Annotated in this window: 19 protein-coding genes and 1 tRNA gene; 15 read left to right on the top strand and 5 right to left on the bottom strand. The window is 72.1% G+C overall.

The window, feature by feature from the left end:
* The 3 genes from ACFYP3_RS22225 to ACFYP3_RS22235 all read right to left on the bottom strand — a co-directional run.
* Positions 1-173: SEC-C metal-binding domain-containing protein (locus ACFYP3_RS22225; protein WP_388835469.1), on the bottom strand; the 173-nt coding region annotated here is incomplete at its 3' end.
* 268 nt (positions 174-441) lie between these two features.
* Positions 442-957 (bottom strand): ATP-binding protein, encoded by a 516-nt coding sequence (locus tag ACFYP3_RS22230; RefSeq protein WP_388835149.1) that lies wholly within the window; start codon positions 955-957, stop codon positions 442-444.
* Positions 958-1,128: 171 nt separating this feature from the next.
* A complete protein-coding gene (locus ACFYP3_RS22235) occupies positions 1,129-1,917 on the bottom strand; it encodes a glycerophosphodiester phosphodiesterase (protein ID WP_388835471.1) in 789 nt (262 codons plus the stop codon).
* 237 nt (positions 1,918-2,154) lie between these two features.
* Here ACFYP3_RS22235 and ACFYP3_RS22240 point away from each other — a divergent pair, with 237 nt between their 5' ends.
* The 15 genes from ACFYP3_RS22240 to ACFYP3_RS22310 all read left to right on the top strand — a co-directional run bounded on the left by ACFYP3_RS22240 (position 2,155) and on the right by ACFYP3_RS22310 (position 16,626).
* Entirely contained in the window at positions 2,155-3,684 is a 1,530-nt protein-coding gene (locus tag ACFYP3_RS22240) for a S1C family serine protease (protein WP_388835152.1), read from the top strand.
* 90 nt (positions 3,685-3,774) lie between these two features.
* On the top strand, positions 3,775-4,680 hold the full coding sequence (locus tag ACFYP3_RS22245; RefSeq protein ID WP_388835155.1) for a LysR family transcriptional regulator: 906 nt from the start codon (positions 3,775-3,777) through the stop codon (positions 4,678-4,680).
* 79 nt (positions 4,681-4,759) lie between these two features.
* Positions 4,760-5,308, top strand: coding sequence for a cysteine dioxygenase (locus ACFYP3_RS22250; protein WP_388835158.1), 549 nt, complete (start codon positions 4,760-4,762; stop codon positions 5,306-5,308).
* An 80-nt stretch (positions 5,309-5,388) separates the two neighbouring features.
* A complete protein-coding gene (locus ACFYP3_RS22255) occupies positions 5,389-6,354 on the top strand; it encodes a YeiH family protein (RefSeq protein WP_388835161.1) in 966 nt (321 codons plus the stop codon).
* Positions 6,355-6,572: 218 nt separating this feature from the next.
* Complete coding sequence (locus ACFYP3_RS22260) at positions 6,573-7,520, top strand: trypsin-like serine peptidase (protein ID WP_388835164.1); 948 nt, start codon at positions 6,573-6,575, stop codon at positions 7,518-7,520.
* A 149-nt stretch (positions 7,521-7,669) separates the two neighbouring features.
* Positions 7,670-7,759, top strand: a tRNA-Ser gene (locus tag ACFYP3_RS22265).
* Between the two features lie 249 nt (positions 7,760-8,008).
* Positions 8,009-8,422 carry a DUF6344 domain-containing protein gene (locus tag ACFYP3_RS22270; RefSeq protein ID WP_388835167.1) on the top strand — a complete coding sequence of 138 codons (414 nt, stop codon included), beginning with the start codon at positions 8,009-8,011 and terminating at the stop codon, positions 8,420-8,422.
* Positions 8,423-8,931: 509 nt separating this feature from the next.
* Positions 8,932-9,243, top strand: coding sequence for a hypothetical protein (locus tag ACFYP3_RS22275; protein ID WP_388835170.1), 312 nt, complete (start codon positions 8,932-8,934; stop codon positions 9,241-9,243).
* 213 nt (positions 9,244-9,456) lie between these two features.
* Entirely contained in the window at positions 9,457-10,614 is a 1,158-nt protein-coding gene (locus ACFYP3_RS22280) for an acyl-CoA dehydrogenase family protein (RefSeq protein ID WP_388835173.1), read from the top strand.
* Positions 10,611-11,570, top strand: coding sequence for a bifunctional MaoC family dehydratase N-terminal/OB-fold nucleic acid binding domain-containing protein (locus tag ACFYP3_RS22285; RefSeq protein ID WP_388835176.1), 960 nt, complete (start codon positions 10,611-10,613; stop codon positions 11,568-11,570). The genes ACFYP3_RS22280 and ACFYP3_RS22285 overlap by 4 nt, the downstream gene beginning before the upstream one ends.
* The gene (locus ACFYP3_RS22290) at positions 11,570-12,613 is read left to right on the top strand and encodes an acyl-CoA dehydrogenase family protein (RefSeq protein ID WP_388835179.1); all 1,044 of its coding nucleotides are present in this window, start codon (positions 11,570-11,572) and stop codon (positions 12,611-12,613) included. Before ACFYP3_RS22285 ends, ACFYP3_RS22290 begins: the two co-directional genes overlap by 1 nt.
* Entirely contained in the window at positions 12,610-12,993 is a 384-nt protein-coding gene (locus ACFYP3_RS22295; protein ID WP_388835182.1) for a MaoC family dehydratase, read from the top strand. The genes ACFYP3_RS22290 and ACFYP3_RS22295 overlap by 4 nt, the downstream gene beginning before the upstream one ends.
* A complete protein-coding gene (locus ACFYP3_RS22300; RefSeq protein WP_388835185.1) occupies positions 12,990-14,156 on the top strand; it encodes a lipid-transfer protein in 1,167 nt (388 codons plus the stop codon). Before ACFYP3_RS22295 ends, ACFYP3_RS22300 begins: the two co-directional genes overlap by 4 nt.
* Before the next feature lie 134 nt (positions 14,157-14,290).
* Complete coding sequence (locus tag ACFYP3_RS22305) at positions 14,291-14,824, top strand: SigE family RNA polymerase sigma factor (RefSeq protein ID WP_388835188.1); 534 nt, start codon at positions 14,291-14,293, stop codon at positions 14,822-14,824.
* A gap of 152 nt (positions 14,825-14,976) precedes the next feature.
* Complete coding sequence (locus ACFYP3_RS22310; protein WP_388835191.1) at positions 14,977-16,626, top strand: long-chain fatty acid--CoA ligase; 1,650 nt, start codon at positions 14,977-14,979, stop codon at positions 16,624-16,626.
* Here the strand turns inward: ACFYP3_RS22310 and ACFYP3_RS22315 are convergent.
* Both ACFYP3_RS22315 and ACFYP3_RS22320 read right to left on the bottom strand, forming a co-directional pair.
* Complete coding sequence (locus ACFYP3_RS22315) at positions 16,610-17,218, bottom strand: antibiotic biosynthesis monooxygenase (RefSeq protein ID WP_388835193.1); 609 nt, start codon at positions 17,216-17,218, stop codon at positions 16,610-16,612. The two genes, ACFYP3_RS22310 and ACFYP3_RS22315, sit on opposite strands and share 17 nt — an antisense overlap.
* A 13-nt stretch (positions 17,219-17,231) precedes the next feature.
* Positions 17,232-20,645 (bottom strand): PAS domain-containing protein, encoded by a 3,414-nt coding sequence (locus ACFYP3_RS22320; RefSeq protein ID WP_388835196.1) that lies wholly within the window; start codon positions 20,643-20,645, stop codon positions 17,232-17,234.
* Positions 20,646-20,689 lie beyond the last annotated feature (44 nt).

Here is a 20,689-nt window from a genome sequence, read left to right on the forward strand (position 1 = left end):
TCGAACGGGCGGCGCACGTGCTCGGTGACGGCGTGCGCGGCGGCCGCGCCGTGACAGGCCTTGTAGCGGCGCCCGGACCCGCAGGGGCAGGGCTCGCGCGCGCCTACAACGGGGATCTCACCGTTGTTGAGCTGCGGCTTTGCAGTCTTGGCTGCGGGGCGCTTCTTGGCCATCGTGCGTGTCTCCCGGTTGCGGCGGTACGGCGTCGTGTCTGGGCGCGAGCCTAGCTGTTCGTACCGCCGGAACCGGTGGGGTGCGGCCGGGAGCACGGTCGGCGTGCGCTCCCGGACGGCCGCCTGTACGGATGACCGGTACTGCTGTTCTGTTCTCTGCGTCGTTCGTTGTGCTTTCGCTGTGCTTTCGCTGTGCTTTCGCTGTGCTGTGGTTGTGCTGTGGTTGTGCTTTCGCGTGCTGCGGGGCTGTGCTGTCAGGGATCCGTGGTCAGGGATCCAGGTCGTCGAACGCCGTGTTGAAGTCGATCGCCGGGGGCGCAACGCGCGTAGCGAAATCCTCGTGCCGGAGCCCACAGGCAACGACCACCCACACGGTGACCTCACCCGCCGCTCCGTCCCGGACACCCCAGTCCTGGGCAAGGGCGCTGATGATGTTCAGCCCCCGGCCGCCGCGCGCGGTGACCGAGGGCGTGGCAGGAACAGGGCGGGTGGGACCGCCCCCGTCCGTGACCTCGACCGTCAGCCGCCCCGCTCTGTCGACGCGCCATGCGGCGCGTATCTCCCCGTCCCCGACTTCCCGTGTGCCCAGGGGCCTGCCGTGTCGGCAGGCGTTGCTGAGCAGTTCGGAAAGGATCAGTACGGCATCGTCCACGACCGATTCGGGCACACCGCTGATACGCAGTTGTTCGCGCATCCGGTGTCGCGCCTCGCTCACGCCCGCAGGACCATGGCGTACGTCCATGCACGACGACGTGGGCACTTCCTGTGCCACCACCAACGCCACCCCCGGAACCTCCTTAGCCCCACGCATGGTCTGGATGCCCCAATGGCCTGGACCGGAAACCGCCGAAGCGGGCCGCTCTGACGCATTCATGCCGAACGAATGCGGAGCGGATGCGCCGGAGCACACCCTGTTACGGGTGGGTCGGGGGTGACGGGTGCGCAAATCGGGACGTCAGCGCCCTAGTTGGGACAGAACTTGGCGGGGTCTGTTCGTGATGATCGCTTCCACACCCAGATCAGCGCAGAGCTGAACGTCTTCTGGTTCGTTCACTGTCCATACGTGGACGGAGTGGCCCGCGTCCTGGAGCTTGCGGATGTAGCCGGGATGGTTGCGTGCGATCCGCATGCCCGGGCCGGCGATCGTCACACCCGCCGGCAGGCGCCCGTCCCGCATCCGGGGCGAGATGAACTGCATCAGGTACACGGTCGGGATCGTCGGGGCGGTCGCCCGCACCCGGTGCAGGGAGCGCGCGGAGAAGCTCATGACGCGGACCGGGTGCGGCCCCTCGGCGGGCGGGGCGTCCAGTCCGAAGCGCTTGAGGAGGAAGAGGAGGCGCTCCTCCACCTGTCCGGCCCAGCGGGTCGGGTGCTTCGTCTCGATCGCGAGCTGCACCGGCCGTCCGGCGTCGGAGACGAGCTCCAGCAGGCGCTCCAAGGTGAGGACGGAGGTCCGTTCGGGGTCCGCGTCCCAGTCGGGGGACTCCTCGCGGTCCTTCCAGGAGCCGAAGTCGAGGGCGGCGAGATCGGCCAGCTCCAGGGCCGAGACGGCGCCGCGGCCGTTCGAGGTGCGGTTCACCCGGCGGTCGTGGACCAGAACCAGGTGCCCGTCGGCGGTGAGCCGGACATCGCATTCGAGGCCGTCGGCGCCGTCCTCGATCGCCTTGCGGTAGGCGGCCAGGGTGTGCTCGGGGGCATCCTCCGAAGCGCCGCGGTGGGCGACGACCTGGATGGTGCGCGGCATTGCGTGGGTCACCGGGTCATGGTGCCATCGCCAGGGCCCCCGGCGTCGAGGTCCATCCTGTGGATGCGTCCGAAATGTCGGATATAAAGAATGGGGAGAGATGCACAGGTCCGGCTTACAGTGCTCTGACGGGTCATGGGAAAGGCTTTGCCCAGGAACTTGTGCGGCACGTCGAACGTTCAGTCGGACCGATCGCCAGAGATTTTTCGAAGCCGTGTGTGACGAGGAGAGAGCGCTGTGAGCACCGAGAACGAGGGCACCGCGGCCCCCACACCCCCCGCGGCCCCGTCCGTACCCCCTGCTCCGGCCTCCGAGACGCAGGCGCCCGGACCCGCGCCCGCTTCACAGCCGGCCGACGCCGCGCCGCAGGCGGCGGCGCAGCCCCTGGCGCCGGTCCCGGCCGCTCCGGAGCCCGGGCACGCCGCCGCCGAGCCGGCCACCCAGCAGCTGCCGCCGACGCCCGCGCCGGGCACGGAGCACACCCAGCAGATCCCGCCCGCCCCGGCCTACGGCCACGCTCCCGCCCCGGCCGCGCACGGGGCCGAGGCCTGGCCGCCCCCGCCGCCCACCGTGCCGGCGTACGGCGGCGGTGGCCACGGCGGCGCCTGGGGCGCTCCCCTGACCGCCGACGGCTCCCCCGCGCCCAAGTCGAAGGGCAAGGGCGGATTGATCGCGGCCGTGCTGGTGGCGGCCCTCCTCGCGGGCGGCATCGGCGGCAGTGTCGGCTACTGGGCCGCCGAGCGCAGCAACAACGGCACCGGCTCGACCACGATCAGTGCGACCAACACCCCCAAGGACCTGAAGCGCGAGGCCGGCTCCATCGCCGGCCTGGCCGCGGGCGCACTGCCCAGCGTGGTCACCATCGAGGCCTCGGCCGGCGACGGCGAGGGCGGCACCGGCACCGGGTTCGTCTACGACCAGCAGGGCCACATCCTCACCAACAACCACGTCGTGGCCTCCGCCGCGAACGGCGGCAAGCTCTTCGCGACCTTCTCCGACGGCAAGAAGTACGACGCCGAGGTCGTGGGCCGTGCCCAGGGCTACGACGTCGCGGTCCTCAAGCTGAAGAACCCGCCGGCCGGCCTCAAGCCGCTGCCGCTCGGCGACTCCGACAAGGTCGCGGTCGGCGACTCGACCATCGCGATCGGCGCCCCCTTCGGCCTGTCCAACACGGTCACCACCGGCATCGTCAGCGCCAAGAACCGCCCGGTCGCCTCCGGAGACGGCAGCGGCAGCAAGAACTCGTACATGAGCGCCCTCCAGACGGACGCCTCGATCAACCCGGGCAACTCCGGAGGCCCGCTGCTTGACGGCCGTGGCGCGGTCATCGGCATCAACTCCGCGATCCAGTCGGCCGGCAACGGCGGCTTCGGCGGCGGCCAGGCCGGTTCGATCGGGCTCGGTTTCGCCATCCCGATCAACCAGGCCAAGAACGTGGCCGAATCGCTGATCAAGACGGGCAAGCCGGTCTACCCGGTGATCTCGGTCTCCGTGGACCTCCAGGCCAAGGCGGAGGGCGCCAAGATCTCCGAGCAGGGTGCGGCGGCCAACGAGCTCGTCGACCCCAACGGCCCGGCCGGCAAGGCCGGTCTGAAGCCCGGCGACATCATCACCGAGTTCGGCGGCAAGCCGGTCGACAGCGGCCCGAGCCTGATCAGCATGATCTGGACGTACAAGCCCGGCGACACCGTGAAGCTGACCTACCTGCGCAGCGGCAAGCCGACCACGGTCGACATCACGCTCGGCTCGCGGGTCGGCGACAAGTAGCACCACAGGCCACGGCGGTGGCCCGACGAGGAGGGGGCCGTAGGCGGAATCTGCCTACGGCCCCCTCCAACGTCCGCTTATGCTTCGCTGGTGTTCGATTCTCGGCACATACGGACCTTTCACGCGGTGGTCGCCTCCGGGTCGTACTCCGCCGCCGCCCGCGTACTGGGGTACACCCAGCCCGCCATCACCCAGCAGATGAAGGCGCTCGAACGCGCCGTCGGCACTCCGCTGTTCACCCGCGTGGGCCGCAGGATGCAGCTCACCGAGGCCGGGGTGTCCCTCTCCCGGCACGCCGAGACCATCCTCGGCAACCTCTCCGCCGCCGAGGCGCAGCTGAGGGCGTACGCCCGCCTGCGCACCGGCCGCGTCAGGCTGTGCGGCTTCCCCAGCGCCAACGTCACCCTCGTCCCGGAGGCCCTGAGCGGCCTGGCCAAGGACCATCCGGGCGTACAGGTGGAGCTGCTGGAGGGCGAGCCGCCGGAGTCCCTGCGCCGACTGGAGCGCGGGGAGTGCGACATCACCCTCGCCTTCACCTATCCCGGCCTGCACGAGGAGATCCCCGAGGAGGTCGCCGAGGTCAGGCTGCTGGAGGACCAGCTGACGGTGCTGCTCCCGACCGGGCATCCACTGGCCCGCCGTCGCGCCGTGCACCTGGCCGACCTCGCCGAGGAACGCTGGATCGCCGGCTGTCCGCGCTGCCGGGCGAACCTGCTGCACGAGTGCGCGGAGCTGGGCTTCGTGCCCGACATCCGCTTCGCCACCGACGACAACCTGGTGGTGCAGAGCCTGGTCGCACAGGGCCTGGGGGTCGCGATGATGCCCGCGCTGGTACTGCCCTCCCTCTCGCTGAACCGGGTCTGCGGGCGGGCGCTCCAGCCCGCCGCCCGCCGGCACATCGCCGCCTACGTCTACCGGGACCACCTGCGGATACCGGCGACGGCGGTGGTGCTCGACGCGCTGAAGCAGGTGGCGGCGAACCGGGTCGGCTGCTGACCAACCCATAAGCGCTGCTTGGGATTTCAGGTCACAACTGTCGTTGGACGTGATGGAACGACGGCAGCACGCTGCCGATATGACCACCACCACACCGGCCCGCACCACCACGAGGATGGCCGCCCTCGTCAGTGAGATCCGCACGGTCGTGGAACGGGGCCTGGCTCCCGACCTCACCGCGTACCTGGTGGGTGAAAAGCTCGCCCCGCACCTGGGCTCACCCGACCTGCTGGCGCCGGCGCAGCAGGAAGGTGACCCGGAGCGGTACCGGCAGCACGTCCTGCACGCGGAGTCGGACGGCAGCTTCTCGGTGGTGGCCCTGGTGTGGCTGCCCGGGCAGGAGACCTGTATCCACGACCACGTGTCGTGGTGCGTGGCCGGGGTGCACCAGGGCGAGGAGAGCGAACGCCGCTTCCGTCTGGCGCCGGGCGTCGGCCCGGCCCGCCTGGTGGCCACCGAGGAGGTGGTCAACGCCCAGGGCGAGGTCTGTGGCTTCGCCCCGCCCGGAGACATCCACAAGGTGCGCAACGCCTGTGACACCAAGGCGATATCCGTGCACGTCTACGGCGCCGACGTGTCCAGGCTGGGCACCAGCATCCGCCGTGTCTACGCCCTCCCCGTCGACTGATGGCCCTCCTCCACCGCCCGCACGGTGCGGCGGTCCGGCATGTTTCACGTGAAACATCCACGCCCTGGCCCGGGTTGGCGATGGCCGTAGGCGGGGCGCTGACCGCGTGGGGCATCCACCGCGTCCTGCCCGCTGTACCCATGCTGACCGCCTCGGTGGTGCTGGGCATAGCCGTGGCGCATCTCCCCGGTCTGCGGGCTTTCGTACGAGGAAACGCACGCCTGGGCCTCTCCCTGGCCGGCCGGCGGCTGATGCGCATCGGCATCGTCCTGCTGGGCCTCGGCCTGGGGCTGGACCAGGTGCTCCGGCTGGGCTGGGCCACGGTGGCGATGGTGGTGCTGGTGGTCGCGGCCACCTTCCTCGGAACGGTCTGGCTGGGGCGGCGCCTAGGACTCCCCGGCGATCAGCCCTTGTTGATCGCCACCGGCTATTCGATCTGCGGGGCCTCGGCCATCGGTGCGGTGAGCGAGGTCTCGGGCAGCGACGAGGAGGACGTGGCCGCGTCGGTGGCCCTGGTCACCCTGTGCGGAACCCTCGCTATCGCGGTACTCCCCCTCCTCCAGGGCCCGTTGGGCCTCTCCGACCCGGCCTTCGGCCGGTGGGTCGGCGCCGGTGTCCACGACGTCGGCCAGGTGGTGGCGACCGCGCAGACCGCTGGTCCCGACGCCCTGGGCGAGGCGGTCCTGGTCAAGCTCATGCGGGTGGCCCTGCTCGCCCCGCTGGTGGCGGCCGTGGCCTTCTCCGTACGGGCCCGGCGGCGCGGGGTGCGCACGGCCTCGGGCCGCCGCCCGGCCCCGGTTCCGTTGTTCGTGGCCGGCTTCCTGGCCGCGGCCGCGCTCCGCGCCACCGGCGTGCTGCCCGACGTGGCGCTGGAGTGGGCGCACACGGCGCAGGAGGCACTGCTCGCGGCGGCCCTGTTCGGCCTGGGCAGCGCAGTGCACCTGCCGACGCTGGCCCGGACCGGGGGACGGGCGGCGGCGCTGGGACTCGGGGCGTGGGTGGTGGTCGCGGGCGTCTCCTACGCGGGCGTGCTGCTCACCGCATGACGGCACAACGGCGGGGAGTTGGCCATTTCCTGGCCGGAACCGACCGAACGTTCCGACTGGCCGCTGACATTGACGCGCGGCCGTGCCACTCTGCCCCGGCAAGGCCGCACCATGCACCGCAGGCACCCCGCACCAGGCACAGCCGATCCGCACCGACCGCTCTTCACCCCCACCCTGCCCGGCTTCAACGGGACCGGGCACGGCAGAAGGAGTCATGCGTGAATCGTCATCGCACGGCCTTATCCGTCCTGCTCGCAGCGGGCGCCCTGGTCACGGGCGCCCTGACGGCGGCCACCCCCTCGGTCGCGGCGGACGCCCCCGCGTCCTTCCGGCAACAGCACACCTCCGGCTTCTGGACCGCCGAGCGGATGCGGAGCGCCACCCCGCTCGACGTGACGGCCGTCCCGGGTGCCGCCCGCAGCGCGGTCGCCACCTCGGCGGCGCCCACCAGGGTCGCGCCGACGGCCGCGGCGTCCCCCACGGCCTTCCCCCAGGCGGGCGGCGCGTGGACGGGCGGCGGCGCGGTCGTGAAGACCTCGGGCCGCGTCTTCTTCACGATGGGCGACCGGACCGCCTCCTGTTCCGGGGACTCGGTGACCAGCGCCAACGGCAGCACGGTCATCACGGCCGGCCACTGCGTGAAGTACCAGGGCGCCTGGCACACGAACTGGGTCTTCGTCCCCGCCTACAACAACGGGTCCGCGCCCTACGGCCAGTGGTCGGCCACCAAGACCTTCGCCACCGACCAGTGGGCGGCGAGCGAGGACATGAACATGGACGTCGGCCTGGCCGTCGTCGCCCCGCTGAACGGGCAGACCCTCAGCCAGGCCGTCGGCGCGCAGGGCATCCTCTTCAACGGCGGCTACAACAAGAAGATGTACTCCTTCGGCTTCCCCGCGGCCGCCCCCTACGACGGCACGAAGCTCGTCTACTGCAGCGGCAACAGCAGCAAGGACTTCCTGCTGACCCGGGACCACGGCCTGGCCTGCAACATGACCGGCGGCTCCAGCGGCGGCCCCTGGTTCCAGGACTTCAACGAGGCCACGGGCCTGGGCACCCAGGTCTCGGTCAACAGCTTCGGCTACACCTTCCTGCCGAACCGGATGTACGGCCCCTACTTCGGCAACGAGGCGAAGGCGGCCTACGACAAGGCCCAGGCGTCCTGACGCGGCGTGGGGGGCCCGGCAGAGCCACACCCCTCCGGGGTGAGCGGGGCTCCCCACCCGGCAAGAGGCGACGGTGAATCAACGGAGCCGCGAGCATCCCCGCCAGCCGGTACGCTGTACCCGCTCCGCCGCTGGTCGGCAGGGGCGAGGGTGGGTTGCCCGAGCGGCCTAAGGGAACGGTCTTGAAAACCGTCGTGGCAGCGATGTCACCGTGGGTTCAAATCCCACACCCACCGCCAGGTCAGAGAAGTAGCAGGACACAAGGGGCGTCCCTCACCGAGGGGCGCCCCTTCGTCGTCCCCTCCGTGTGCGGTCCCGCCGGCGGCGGATGTCCGTCCGTCCAGGTCTGGTTTCGCGTTCATACGCCTTTCCGGGTGGTGTTTGTCGGAACATCGGCGCGGAAGGTGGGGGCGGTGCGGTTGCGAACACATCATGACGAATGTATTCAGATCCGCCCGTCGGAACATCGCGAATCGAGGCACCCCGTCATGGCTCACCGCAGCGCCCTCACGTCGATCTGGACCTCCCTCCTCACCGCCCTCGTGGCCTTCCTGTCCGCTCTCGGCCTCGGTGGGAAGGCTGCTCTGGCCGCCGCCCCCGCTGGAGACCTCCCGGTTCCGGCCGCCGGGGCCGCCCTCTCCGTCGTACGGCCGGCCGTCGCGGCCCGGCGGACCTGGCGGGCGATGATGCGGGGTGGTTCGCTGCCGCCCACCATCAAGCAGCGGATCCGCGCCGAGGCTCACGGCAAGACCCCCTCCGTCCGCCGCTCCACCACCGCCGCGGCCATGGGTGCCGGGCAGGAAACCGTCACACCCCTCCCGGCCCCGGTCGGAGCACGCGTCGGATCCACAGTGGGAGTCCCCGTGGCCACCGCCCGAGGAGCGCTCGCGCTGGCCGCGTGATCCCGCAGTCGCAGTCGCAGACGTACTTGTAGTCGTACCCGCAGTCGTAGTCGTAGTCGTACGGCGCTGGAGCCCGGTCGGTCGCGACCGTGGATCGCGCCGCGTGGTGCCCCCGGAGCGGGGCACGGATGGATCGCCCCGGCGTGCGCCGGGGGGCGCAGGGGGCGTGAAGCTTGGCATCGCAGGGCCGCAGGCCCGGGAGACGGTGGGGTTCCCGGACGGCGCGGCCCTTTTCGGCATGTCCGCGACCAGTCGATCTGGCGGAACGTTTTCTCTCTGATGAGCCGCGGGCCGCAGCCGGTCCCAAGGGGCTGACCTGGGCCTTCGAGGGCGCGAATGAGGTTTATCCGATGTTGGTCATACTTGCGGGGGAATCGGGGACTCCGGGGTGGTTCGCCGGGGATTCGGTGGGCAACTCTGGTCTCGCGACGTCGTCACCACGAACGACCGAGGCGGTCGGCCAACTGCCTTGGAGCAAGTCCCACTTCGGTTTTCTGGAGGACAAAGACATGGCAAGCATCCGTACCGCCCGCGTCATCGCCGCCGTCGCCGCTCTGCCCCTCGCCGTCGCGCTCTTCGGCGGCGTGGCATCGGCCGACAACGGCTCCTTCGCGAACGACGGATCGAATGCGAGCGTCGCCAGCATCATCGGCAGCGGCGTGGGTGGGAACAACACCGGCAACTCGTCCACCTCGCAGCAGGTGGCCACCGGTTCCGGCGCCTCCAACCAGAACAACACCGCGCAGGTCAACGGCTCGGCCTTCACGGCGCTCCACCAGGCCAACTCGAACGTGGCGGTCAACTTCCACCCCTGGTGGTAAATGCGGCCTGAGCCGCTCCGATTCTTGAGGGCGTCTGTGCGACCGGACCGGCTGGGGTCCGGTAGCGCAGGCGCCCTCGCGCATGCCCGCCCTCCCCGGGCGCGGAGCGAGGGGAATCCCGCCGCCCCGCCTCCTCTCCCGACCTTGACACCACGGGTAAATCTGACGGACAGTCAGGTTTCCTCGATGATGTGATGCCGGGAGGCCCGCGCCGTGCACCTCGCCCCGACCGAAGGCCAGTTGCGGCTCCGCTCCGAGCTGCGCGAGTACTTCCAGGACCTGCTGCCGGACGGAGTCCCCGACGACCCGGCACGCCAGCGCGAACTGCTGCGCCGCATAGGCGCCGACGGGCTGCTCGGCCTCGGCTGGCCCGTCGAGTACGGCGGTCAGGGTCGCGGCGCCGACGAGCAGTTCGTGTTCTTCGACGAGGCCTACCGGGCCGGCGCCCCCGTCTCCATGGTCACGCTCAACACCGTCGGGCCGACCCTCATGAAGTACGGGACGCAGGAGCAGAAGGACTACTTCCTGCCCCGGATCCTCGCGGGCGAGCTCGTCTTCGCCATCGGCTACTCCGAGCCCGAGGCCGGCACCGACCTCGCCTCCCTGCGCACCCGTGCGGTCCGCGACGGGGCGGACTGGCTGATCGACGGGCAGAAGATCTTCACGTCCAACGCCCAGAACGCGGACTGGATCTGGCTCGCCTGCCGCACCGACCCCGAGGCCCCCAAACACAAGGGCATCTCGATCATCCTGGTGCCCACCGACGCCCCCGGCTTCTCGTGGACCCCGATCGAGACCGTCGGAGGCCTCACGACCACCGCGACGTACTACGACTCCGTCCGCGTGCCCGCGGGCAACCTCGTCGGCCCCGAGCACGGCGGCTGGGGCCTGATCACCAACCAGCTCAACCACGAGCGCGTGGCCCTCGCCGCCATCGGCATGCAGGCGGAGGACTTCTACGGGTACGCCCTCAGCCGTGCCCGCACCCCCGACCCGGTCACCGGAGAGCGGCCCGCCGACCTGCCCTGGGTGCAGGCCCGCCTGGCCGAGGCCCATGCGCGACTGGCCGCCGTACGCCTCCTCAACTGGCGCCTCGTCCAGGACGTGGGCGGTGGCAGCCTGGCCCCCGGCGATGCCAGCGGCGTGAAGTTCCTCGGCACCGAGTCCACCGTCGAGGTGTACCGGATGTGCCAGGAGGTGGTGGGCGAGGAGGCCCTGATCCGCGGACCGGGGCCGGGCGTCTTCGCGGGCGGGGAGCTGGAGCGGATGAACCGTGCCGCCCAGATCAACACCTTCGGCGGCGGGGTGAGCGAGGTCCAGCGGGAGATCGTCGCCATGATGCGGCTCGGCATGAAGGGGAGGAAGCGATGACCACGGACGCCACGGGCGCGGCAGCCGGCGCTGACGCGGGAACTGGTGCGGCCGACGAGGCAGCCCGGTTCCACGCACTGCTGGCCGCCTTCGAGGGCCAACCGGCCGCCACCGCGGGTCGGGGCAAGGACGCCGTCAACGCGCCCATGATCCGCCACTGGTGCGAGGCGATGGGCGATGCGAACCCCGCCTACACCGGGCCTGACGCCATCGCCCCGCCGACCATGCTCCAGGCCTGGACGATGGGCGGTCTCTCCGGTCACTCCGACCGCGCCTCCGCCTACGACGAGCTGTTCGCGCTCCTCGACGGCGCCGGCTTCACCTCCGTGGTCGCCACCGACTGCGAGCAGGAGTACCTCCGCCCCCTGCGCCCGGGCGACGCGATCACCTTCGACGCCGTCATCGAGTCCGTGTCGCCCCGCAAGACGACCAAGCTGGGCACCGGCCACTTCGTGACCACACGCATGGACGTCCAGGCGGACGGCGAACCGGCCGGGACGCACCGCTTCCGGATCCTCAAGTACGCCCCCGCGGCCAAGCGGGAGAAGAAGCCCGAGGTCCGGCGTCCCCGCCCGGTGGTCAACCGCGACAACCAGGGTTTCTGGGACGGGGTCCGGGACCACAGGCTGCTGATCCAGCGCTGCACCTCCTGCGCCACCCTCCGTTTCCCGTGGCTGCCCGGCTGCAACGCCTGCGCGAGCCCCGACTGGGACACCGTCGAGGCCTCCGGCGCCGGCACGGTGTTCAGCTACGTCGTGATGCACCACCCGCCCTTCCCGGCGTTCGACCCGCCCTACGCGGTCGCCCTCGTCGAGCTCGCCGAGGGCGTCCGGATGATCAGCAACATCACCGGCGTGCCGTACGACAAGGTGCGCATCGGCCTGCCCGTCCAGCTGGAGTTCCTGCGCGTCGACGACGACCTCGAACTCCCCGTCTTCCGGGGGAGTGAGGGCTGATGGACTTCCACCCCACCGAGGAACAGGACGCCGCGGTCGGTCTCGCCGCCCGGATCTTCGCCGATCTCGCCACCCACGAACGCCTCGCCGCCGCCGGCACCGGCAGCGACGCCGCATTGTGGAAGGCCCTCACCACGGCCGGACTGACCGCCGCCGTCGAAGAGATCGGCCTGCTGGGGCTGGTCCTGCTGCTGGAGGAACAGGGCCGCACCACCGCGCAGGTCCCGTACGCCGCCACCTGCGCGTACGGGATCCTCCCCGTGGCCGCGCACGGCAGCCCCGAGCAGCGCGCCCGGCTGCTGCCCGCCCTCGGTGCGGGCGAGGCCGTCGCCACCGGAGCCTTCCCCGCACGCGGCCGCATCACCGCCTCCTCCGATGGCCGCCTCACCGGCACCGCCCCCGCCGTGCCCTGGCTGCGCGATGCCACGCACGTACTGGTCCCGGACGCGGACCGGGCGCTGTGGCTCGTACGGACCGGCGCGCCCGGAGTGGAGACGGCGCCGGTGGAGACCACCGCCCCCTGGTCGGCGGGCCGGCTGACCCTGACCGGAGCCGAAGCCGAGCGCATCGGGAGCGACAGCGCCTACGAGGACACCCTCGCCGCTGCCCGGACCGCCTTCGCCGGGCTCCAGGCGGGCGTCTGCGCGGGATCGCTCGCCCGTGCGGTGGAACACACCTCCACCCGTGAGCAGTTCGGCCGGCCGCTCTCCACCAATCAGGGGGTGATGCTCCGTGCCGCCGACGCGTACATGGACACCGAGGCGATCAGGGTCACCGCGTACGAGGCGGCCTGGCGCATCGACCAGGGCCTGCCGGCCCGGGAGCACGCGCTGACGGCGGCCTGGTGGGCCTCGGAGGCGGGCAAGCGGGTCGTGCACGCGGGCCAGCACCTGCACGGCGGCATGGGCGCCGACCTGGACCACCCCGTGCACCGGCACTTCCTGTGGGGGCGCCAGCTGGACGCCTACCTGGGCTGCGGCAGCGAGCTGCTGGCCGAACTGGGAGCTTCGATCGCTTCGACAGCCGAGGGAGAACACGCATGAACATCGGCGACACGCTGCCACCGCTGGAGATCCCGGTCACCCTCACGCTGATCGTCGCGGGCGCGATCGCCTCCCGCGACTACCAGGACGTGCACCACGACGCGGCGCTCGCGCGGGAGAAGGGCTCCCCGGACATCTTCATGAACATCCTGACCACGAACGGCCTGGTCGGCCGGTACGTCACCGACCACCTGGGGCCGCACGCCGTCCTGCGCAAGGTGGCCATCCGCCTCGGCGCCCCCAACTATCCGGGCGACACGATGACCCTCACCGGGACGGTCACCGCCGTGTCCGGGAACACCGTCGAGATCCGGGTCGTCGGTGCCAACGGCATCGGCCACCACGTGTCGGGGACGGTCACCGCGGAGGTGCCGGCATGAGCGTCCGCACGCGGGACGAGCTCGGCGGCCGGGCCGCCATCGCAGGCATCGGCGCGACCGAGTTCTCCAAGGACTCCGGCCGCAGCGAGCTCAAACTGGCCGTCGAGGCCGTGCACGCCGCCCTCGACGACGCCGGGCTCACCCCCGCCGACGTCGACGGCATGGTCACCTTCACGATGGACAGCAGCCCCGAGATCACCGTCGCCCAGGCGGCCGGAATCGGGGACCTGTCCTTCTTCTCCCGCATCCACTACGGCGGCGGCGCGGCCTGTGCCACCGTCCAGCAGGCCGCCCTCGCCGTCGCCACCGGGGTCGCGGAGGTCGTGGTCTGCTACCGCGCCTTCAACGAGCGTTCCGGGCGCCGCTTCGGCTCCGGGGTCCAGCAACGCGAACCCTCGGCGGAGGGTGCGGCCCTCGGCTGGTCCCTGCCCTGGGGGCTGCTGACCCCCGCCTCCTGGGTGGCCATGGCGGCCCAGCGATACCTGCACACCTACCACCTCACCCCCGAGGCCTTCGGGCACGTTGCGGTCACCGACCGCCGGCATGCCGCGAACAACCCGGCCGCTTACTTCCACGGCAAGCCCATCACCCTCGCCGACCACGCCGCCTCCCGCTGGATCGTGGAGCCGCTGCGGCTGCTGGACTGCTGCCAGGAGACCGACGGCGGCCAGGCCCTCGTCATCACCACGGCCGAGCGGGCCCGGGATCTGCGGCACGCGCCCGCTGTGATCACCGCGGCGGCGCAGGGAGCCGGACGCCGCCAGGAGGCCATGACCTCCTTCTACCGCGACGACCTCACCGGGCTGCCGGAGATGGACGTGGTCGCGCGCCAGCTGTGGCGGACCAGCGGACTGCGGCCCTCGGACATCGACGTGGGCATCCTCTACGACCACTTCACCCCCTTCGTGCTGATGCAGTTGGAGGAGTTCGGCTTCTGCGGGCCCGGCGAGGCCGCCGATTTCGTGGCCGCGGACGCCCTGCCGATCAACACCCACGGCGGCCAGCTCGGAGAGGCGTACCTGCACGGGATGAACGGCATCGCCGAGGCCGTCCGCCAGCTGCGCGGCACCTCCGTCAACCAGGTCGCGGGCGCGGCGCACGCCCTCGTCACGGCCGGGACCGGGGTGCCGACCTCGGGGCTGATCCTCGGAGCCGACGGCTGAGACCCGGTCCTCTGGGCCCCCGCCCCCTCCACCTTCAGGGGGTGGGGCCCGCCCTACTCCTACAACCTGAGGTGGATCCCCCATCGGCACCTGCGGCCGATCCCAGGACGGGCGGGCGCTCCTAGCGTGGAGACATGACCACGCCTGTGTGCACGCTCGCCTCGAACCCGACGCCGTATCCGTCGTTCTCGGCGTACGTCCGGACCCGCGGCACGGTCCTGATGCGCACCGCGCGCTCCCTCACCGCCAACCCGTGCGATGCGGAGGACCTGCTCCAGACCGCCCTGGCCAAGACGTACGTGGCCTGGGACCGCATCGAGGACCACCGCGCCCTGGACGGCTACGTCCGGCGGACCTTGGTCAACACCCGCACCTCCCAGTGGCGCAAGCGCAAGGTCGACGAGTTCGTCTGCGACGAGCTCCCCGAGACCGAGGGGGTGCCGGCGTCCGATCCCGCGGAGGCCCAGGCCCTGCGCGACGCGATGTGGCGCGCCGTGACCCGGCTCCCGGACCGGCAACGGGCCATGGTCGTCCTGCGCTACTACGAGGACCTGAGCGAGGTGCAGACCGCGGAGCTGCTGGGCGTCTCGGTCGGCACGGTCAAGAGCGCGGTCTCCCGCGCGTTGGGCAAGCTCCGCGAGGACCCGGAGCTCACTCCGGTCCGATGAGGCGGTGGATGTTTCACGTGAAACCAGAGGATGTTTCACGTGAAACACGGTGCGGTTTCCACCTCCGGGTAGTGACATGCCGAGCGGTATGTGCGCAGAATCGGCAGCATCCGTAGCCGCCGCAGCGCCGCAGCGCTCATCGGGAGGACGCTTTGCTCAGCACCATGCAGGACGTACCGCTCCTCGTCACCCGCATACTCCGTCACGGGATGACGATCCACGGGAAGTCCCAGGTCACGACCTGGACCGGGGAGGCTGAGCCGCACCGCCGCAGCTTCGCCGAGATCGGCACCCGCGCCACCCGCCTCGCGAGCGCCCTGCGCGACGAACTCGGCGTGCAGCAGGACGACCGGGTCGCCACGCTCATGTGGAACAACGCCGAGCACGTCGAGGCGTACTTCGCGATCCCTTCCATGGGCGCCGTTCTGCACACGCTCAACCTGCGGCTGCCTCCCGAGCAGCTGGTCTTCATCGTCAACCACGCCGCAGACCGGGTCGTGCTGGTCAACGGCACCCTGCTGCCGCTGCTCGCGCCCCTGCTGCCGCACCTGCCGACCGTCGAGCACGTAGTGGTCTCCGGCATCGGTGACCGCTCCGTGCTCGACGGCCTGAACGTGCGCGTGCACGAGTACGAGGAGCTGCTGGAGGGCCGCCCGGACAGCTACGACTGGCCCGAGCTGGACGAGCGCCAGGCGGCGGCCATGTGCTACACCTCCGGCACCACCGGGGACCCCAAGGGCGTCGTCTTCTCCCACCGTTCGCTCTACCTGCACTCCATGCAGGTCAACATGACCGAGTCGATGGGACTGACCGACCGCGACACCACCCTCGTCGTGGTCCCGCAGTTCCACGTGAACGCGTGGGGGCTGCCGCACGCCACCTTCATGACCGGCGTCAACATGCTGATGCCGGACCGCTTCCTGCAGCCCGCGCCGCTCGCCGAGATGATCGAGCGGGAGAAGCCCTCGCACGCCGCGGCCGTCCCGACCATCTGGCAGGGCCTGCTGGCCGAGATCACCGCGAACCCGCGTGACCTGACCTCGATGAAGCACGTCACCATCGGCGGCTCGGCCTGTCCGCCCTCCCTGATGGAGGCGTACGACAAGATCGGCGTCCGCGTCTGTCACGCCTGGGGCATGACCGAGACCTCCCCGCTGGGCACGATGGCCCACCCGCCGGCCGGTCTGACCGCCGAGGAGGAGTGGCCGTACCGGATCACCCAGGGCCGCTTCCCCGCAGGGGTCGAGGCCCGCCTGGTCGGTCCCGCCGGCGACCTCCTGCCCTGGGACGGAGCGTCGGCGGGCGAGCTGGAGGTGCGCGGCAACTGGATCGCGAGCTCCTACTACGGTGGGGCGTCCGGCGAACCCTTCCGGCCCGAGGACAAGTTCAGCGCCGACGGCTGGCTCAAGACCGGGGACGTCGGCGTGATCAGCCCCGACGGCTTCCTCACCCTCACCGACCGCGCCAAGGACGTCATCAAGTCCGGCGGTGAGTGGATCTCCAGCGTGGAGCTGGAGAACGCGCTGATGGCGCACCCCGAGGTCGCCGAGGCCGCCGTCGTCGCCGTCCCGGACGAGAAGTGGGGCGAGCGTCCGCTGGCCACCGTCGTCCTCAGGGAGGGCGCGACCGTGAGCTACACCGGACTGCGCGAGTTCCTCTCACAGTCCATCGCCAAGTGGCAGCTGCCGGAGCGCTGGACGGTCATCGAGGCCGTACCGAAGACCAGTGTCGGCAAGTTCGACAAGAAGGTGATCCGCCAGCAGTACGCGGACGGCGCGCTGGAAGTCACGAAGCTCGACTGACGCGCGAGGCCGGTGGCCGGCCCCCGGTGAGCCACGGCCGCAGCAGCCTGCTGACGGCGGGCATGGCCACGTAGGTCATCAGGGTGCTGAAGACGACGGCGAAGGCCGCCGTCCGCAGCACGAAGTGCAGATCCACCAGGTACGGCCCGAGCACCGCGTTGCCGGCGAGCGAGATCGGGAAGATGGCCAGCCCCGAGCTGATCGCCATCTTCCACCGAGGCGGCGCGGGCCGGGTCGTACCCGGCTTGGCGAACCACGTCTCCATGCCGTGCAGTTCCCGGCGGGCTATCTCCGTGTGGTGGTGGCCGAGGCAGTTGGAGAACCACTGGGCCCGCTCCGGGGAGTCCTGCCAGCGCTGGAACGCCGCCTGGTTGCGGAAGCGGTGGACCAGGAACCACGGCCCGCCCTCCGTCGCCGGGCGGAAGAGCCCGTACCCGAGGTGGTCCGGAAAGCCGGCCGCCGTCTCCAGGATCCCGTGGGCCCAGGCCTCGAAGGTCTCCTCGTGCCCAGGCTCCACCTGGCGCGCGATGAGCAGGTTCACCTCCCCGTTGTCGGCGGGGACGGTGTGCTCGGTCGTGTGGGTGATGGCCATCGGCCCAGGATTACTAGTTGGTGCCGATCTTGGCCAGCAGGTCCACGATGCGGCCCTGTACGTCCGCCGTGGTGGCCCGCTCGGCGAGGAAGAGCACGCTCTCGCCCGAGGCCAGCCGCGGCAGGTCCGCCGGGTCGATGCCCGTCGTCGTGTAGACGACCAGCGGGGTCCGGTTCAGCTGCCCGTTGGCGCGCAGCCAGTCCACGATTCCGGCCCGGCGGCGGCGCACCTGCATCAGGTCCATGACCACCAGGTTGGGCCGCATCCGGGTCGCCAGCTCCACGGCGTCGGTGTCGGCGCCCGCCCGGGCGACCTGCATGCCGCGCCGTTCCAGGGCCGCGGTCAGCGCGGTCGCGATCTCGTCGTGCTCCTCGATCAGCAGGACCCGGGAGGGGTGCTGTTCGCTGTCGCGCGGCGCCAATGCCTTGAGCAGGACCGCCGGATCGGCGCCGTACGCCGCTTCGCGCGTGGCGTGCCCCAGCCCGGCCGTGACCAGTACGGGCACCTCGGCGGCCACCGCGGCCTGGCGCAGGGACTGCAGGGCGGTCCGGGTGATCGGACCCGTCAGCGGGTCGACGAACAGCGCGGCGGGGAACGCGGCGATCTGCGCGTCCACTTCCTCGCGGGAGTGCACGATCACCGGACGGTAGCCGCGGTCGCTGAGCGCCTGCTGCGTCTGCACGTCGGGCGCGGGCCACACCAGCAGCCGGCGCGGGTTGTCCAGGGGCTCCGGCGGGAGCTCGTCGTCCACGGGCCGGGGTGCGGGCCGGTTGACCACCTCGACCGCGCCGCCCGGGCCGTCGAGCGGCTCGGGGCCCTCGGCGGAGCCCGCCTCGGGGGCTCCTATGGCGAACGCCCGGCCTTGCGGGGCGGGCTCGGCGAGCCGGCGGCGGCGGCCGGATCCGGAGCCGGCGCCGGCCCCGGTGGCGTTGGGGTCCACGGAGATGCCCTGCCCGAGGGTGCCGAGGGCGCGCACGCTGATCGGCTGCGCGGCCTGACCCTCCGCCGGGGCGTCCTGCGGCCGACGCGCTCCCGGTACGGCGACCGGCCCGGGGGCCTCGTCGTCCTCGGAACCGGTACGGGCCGCCGGAACGGGCCAGGCCGGGGTGCCGGGCAATGCCCGTCGCCGCCCGGTCGGATTCGCGGCGGACTCGGCGGACTCGGCGGGCTGCGCGGCGGGGGCTTCGGGTTCGCCGCCGGGCGCCCCCAGCACGCGGCGACCGCGGCGCCCGGCCGGAGTGTCGGCGTCGCCCTCGGCGGGGGCGGCTGCCGGACCGGCCATGGCGGGGGTCTGCGGAGCGGAGGGAGCCGGAGTCGGGCCGGCGGGCAGCGCGAAGCCGCCCTCGGGGGCGATGGGCCGCGCGGGAGCGGGCGTCGGCCCGAGCCCCGTCGCCGGAACGGGACCGCCGGGCTGCGCCGGACCGGCCGGACCCAGCGCCCGGCGTCGCCCGGCGGGGTGCTCGGTCAGCGGAACCGGCGGCACGGCGGGTACGGGCGGGAGCGCCGGCATGGCGGTGCCCTGCGGGGGCACGGGACGCCCGGATCCGCCCTGGCCGCCCAGGCCTTCGGGACCAGTAGGGCCGCCAGGGCCTCCGAGGCCGCCGGGACCGCGGACTCCGCCCGGACCACCGGCGCCGTCGGCCTCCCCGCTGCCGTCACCGGCCCGGCCGCGCCTGCGCCCGGTACCGAGTCCGGCCGGATTCACCGGTGACTGGGCGAGCTCCGGGCCCGCGTCGGGAAGGCCCGCCTCGCCGGCCCGCCGCCGTCCGGAGGGCAGCGCCAGTGCGCCACCGCCCTGGCCGGCCGGCGCGGCTGCCGCACCCGGGGCCTCGTCGTCCAGGAAGGCGTCCACTCCGCGGCGGCCCCGTCGGCCGCCGGAGACCTTGCCGGGGGCGGCGCCCCCGGACGTCCCGGCGCCGTCCGTGGTCGGACCGGCCGGCGGCTCCTCCGGGGGGTCCGGCAGCGTGACCGTCCCGGCACCCGAGCCGAGCGGGAGCTCCAGCACGTACGCCCCGCCGGGCGCGCCCGGCACCTCCACCGTCTGCAGCACGCCTCCGTGCGCGGTCACGATCCCCCGCACGATCGGCTCGTGGACCGGGCTCCCGCCCTCGTACGGCCCGCGCACCTCGATCCGTACGACGTCTCCGCGCTGGGCGGCGGCCACGACGATCGTCGAGTCGCCGTACCCGCTGCCCTGGGCGGTCTTGCCGGTGGCGTCCACTCCGGCGACGTCCGCGACGAGGTGCGCGAGCGCGGTCGCGATCCGGGCGCCGTCCACCTCGGCCTCGATGGTCGGCGCGTGGACGGCGAACTGCACGCGGCCCGGACCGATCAGTTCGACCGCGCCGTCGACGCCCGCCGTCACGACGGTGTTGATCAGGACCTTCTTCTTCGCGAGCCGCGCGCCGCCGGAGTCCAGGCGCTGGAAGCCGAGGACGTTGTCCACCAGCGTGGTCATCCGCGAGTACCCGGCGGCCAGGTGGTGCAGTAGCTGGTTGGCCTCCGGCCACAGCTGTCCCGCGTCGTCGGCGGCCAGGGTCGCCAGCTCACCGCGCAGCTCGTCCAGCGGGCCGCGCAGCGAGTCGCCGAGGACGGCCAGCAGCTGGGCGTGCCGCGCGGCCAGGGCGTCGTAGGGCCGCCGGTCGGTGAAGGTCATGACGGCGCCGACGAGCTGCTCCCCGTCCCGTACGGGAGAGGTCGTCAGGTCGACGGAGACCGGCTGGCCGGCCTTGTTCCACAGCACCTGCCCGCGCACGCGGTGCTTGCGCCCGCTGCGCAGGGTGTCGGCGAGCGGGGACTCCTCGAAGGGGAACGGCGAGCCGTCTGCGCGGGAGTGCTGGACCAGGCCGTGCAGTTCGCGGTTGCCGAGGTCGGTGGCGCGGTAGCCGAGGATCTGGGCGGCGGCCGGATTGACCAGCACGACGCGGCCGTCGGTGTCGGTGCCCACGACGCCCTCGGCGGCGGCGCGCAGGATCATCTCGGTCTGCCGCTGGGAGCGGGCCAGCTCGGCCTCGGTGTCCACGGTCTGCGAGAGGTCCCGGACCACGAGCATCAGCAGCTCGTCGCCGGTGTACGAGGGTTGCGGCTCGCGGTAGGCGTCGCGGCCGTCGAGATGGGCGCTGGTGATCTCTACGGGGAACTCGGAGCCGTCGGTGCGGCGCGCGATCATCCGCTTGGGTTTGGCGCGGCCGCCGTCGTCCTCGCCGGGCCGGCGCATGGAGCCCGGGATCAGCTTGGAGTCGAACTCGGGCAGGAGGTCGAGCACGCCGCGGCCGACGAGTCCCGTGCCGGGACTCTCCATGACCTCGAGGGCGATCGAATTGGCGTTGACGACCGTGCCGTTGGCGTTGACGAGCAACAGCGCGTCCGGAAGGGCGTCGAGTATTGCTGCGAGGCGAGCAGCGCCTCGGGATGGCCTGCTGCTCACGACGAGCTTCCTCCCTGACCACAACTACCGGCAAGTCACGGGAG

It is taken from the genome of Streptomyces sp. NPDC005533, from assembly GCF_042871845.1.
Classification (GTDB): Bacteria; Actinomycetota; Actinomycetes; order Streptomycetales; family Streptomycetaceae; genus Streptomyces.

Excerpts from the sequence above, each read along its gene's own strand:
- ACFYP3_RS22235 (WP_388835471.1), bottom strand. The coding sequence starts at position 1,917 with ATGCCGCGCACCATCCAGGTCGTCGCCCACCGCGGCGCTTCGGAGGAT.
- ACFYP3_RS22250 (WP_388835158.1), top strand. The coding sequence starts at position 4,760 with ATGACCACCACCACACCGGCCCGCACCACCACGAGGATGGCCGCCCTC.
- ACFYP3_RS22255 (WP_388835161.1), top strand. The coding sequence starts at position 5,389 with ATGGCCGTAGGCGGGGCGCTGACCGCGTGGGGCATCCACCGCGTCCTG.
- ACFYP3_RS22270 (WP_388835167.1), top strand. The coding sequence starts at position 8,009 with ATGGCTCACCGCAGCGCCCTCACGTCGATCTGGACCTCCCTCCTCACC.
- ACFYP3_RS22275 (WP_388835170.1), top strand. The coding sequence starts at position 8,932 with ATGGCAAGCATCCGTACCGCCCGCGTCATCGCCGCCGTCGCCGCTCTG.
- ACFYP3_RS22285 (WP_388835176.1), top strand. The coding sequence starts at position 10,611 with ATGACCACGGACGCCACGGGCGCGGCAGCCGGCGCTGACGCGGGAACT.
- ACFYP3_RS22290 (WP_388835179.1), top strand. The coding sequence starts at position 11,570 with ATGGACTTCCACCCCACCGAGGAACAGGACGCCGCGGTCGGTCTCGCC.
- ACFYP3_RS22295 (WP_388835182.1), top strand. The coding sequence starts at position 12,610 with ATGAACATCGGCGACACGCTGCCACCGCTGGAGATCCCGGTCACCCTC.
- ACFYP3_RS22300 (WP_388835185.1), top strand. The coding sequence starts at position 12,990 with ATGAGCGTCCGCACGCGGGACGAGCTCGGCGGCCGGGCCGCCATCGCA.
- ACFYP3_RS22305 (WP_388835188.1), top strand. The coding sequence starts at position 14,291 with ATGACCACGCCTGTGTGCACGCTCGCCTCGAACCCGACGCCGTATCCG.
- ACFYP3_RS22315 (WP_388835193.1), bottom strand. The coding sequence starts at position 17,218 with ATGGCCATCACCCACACGACCGAGCACACCGTCCCCGCCGACAACGGG.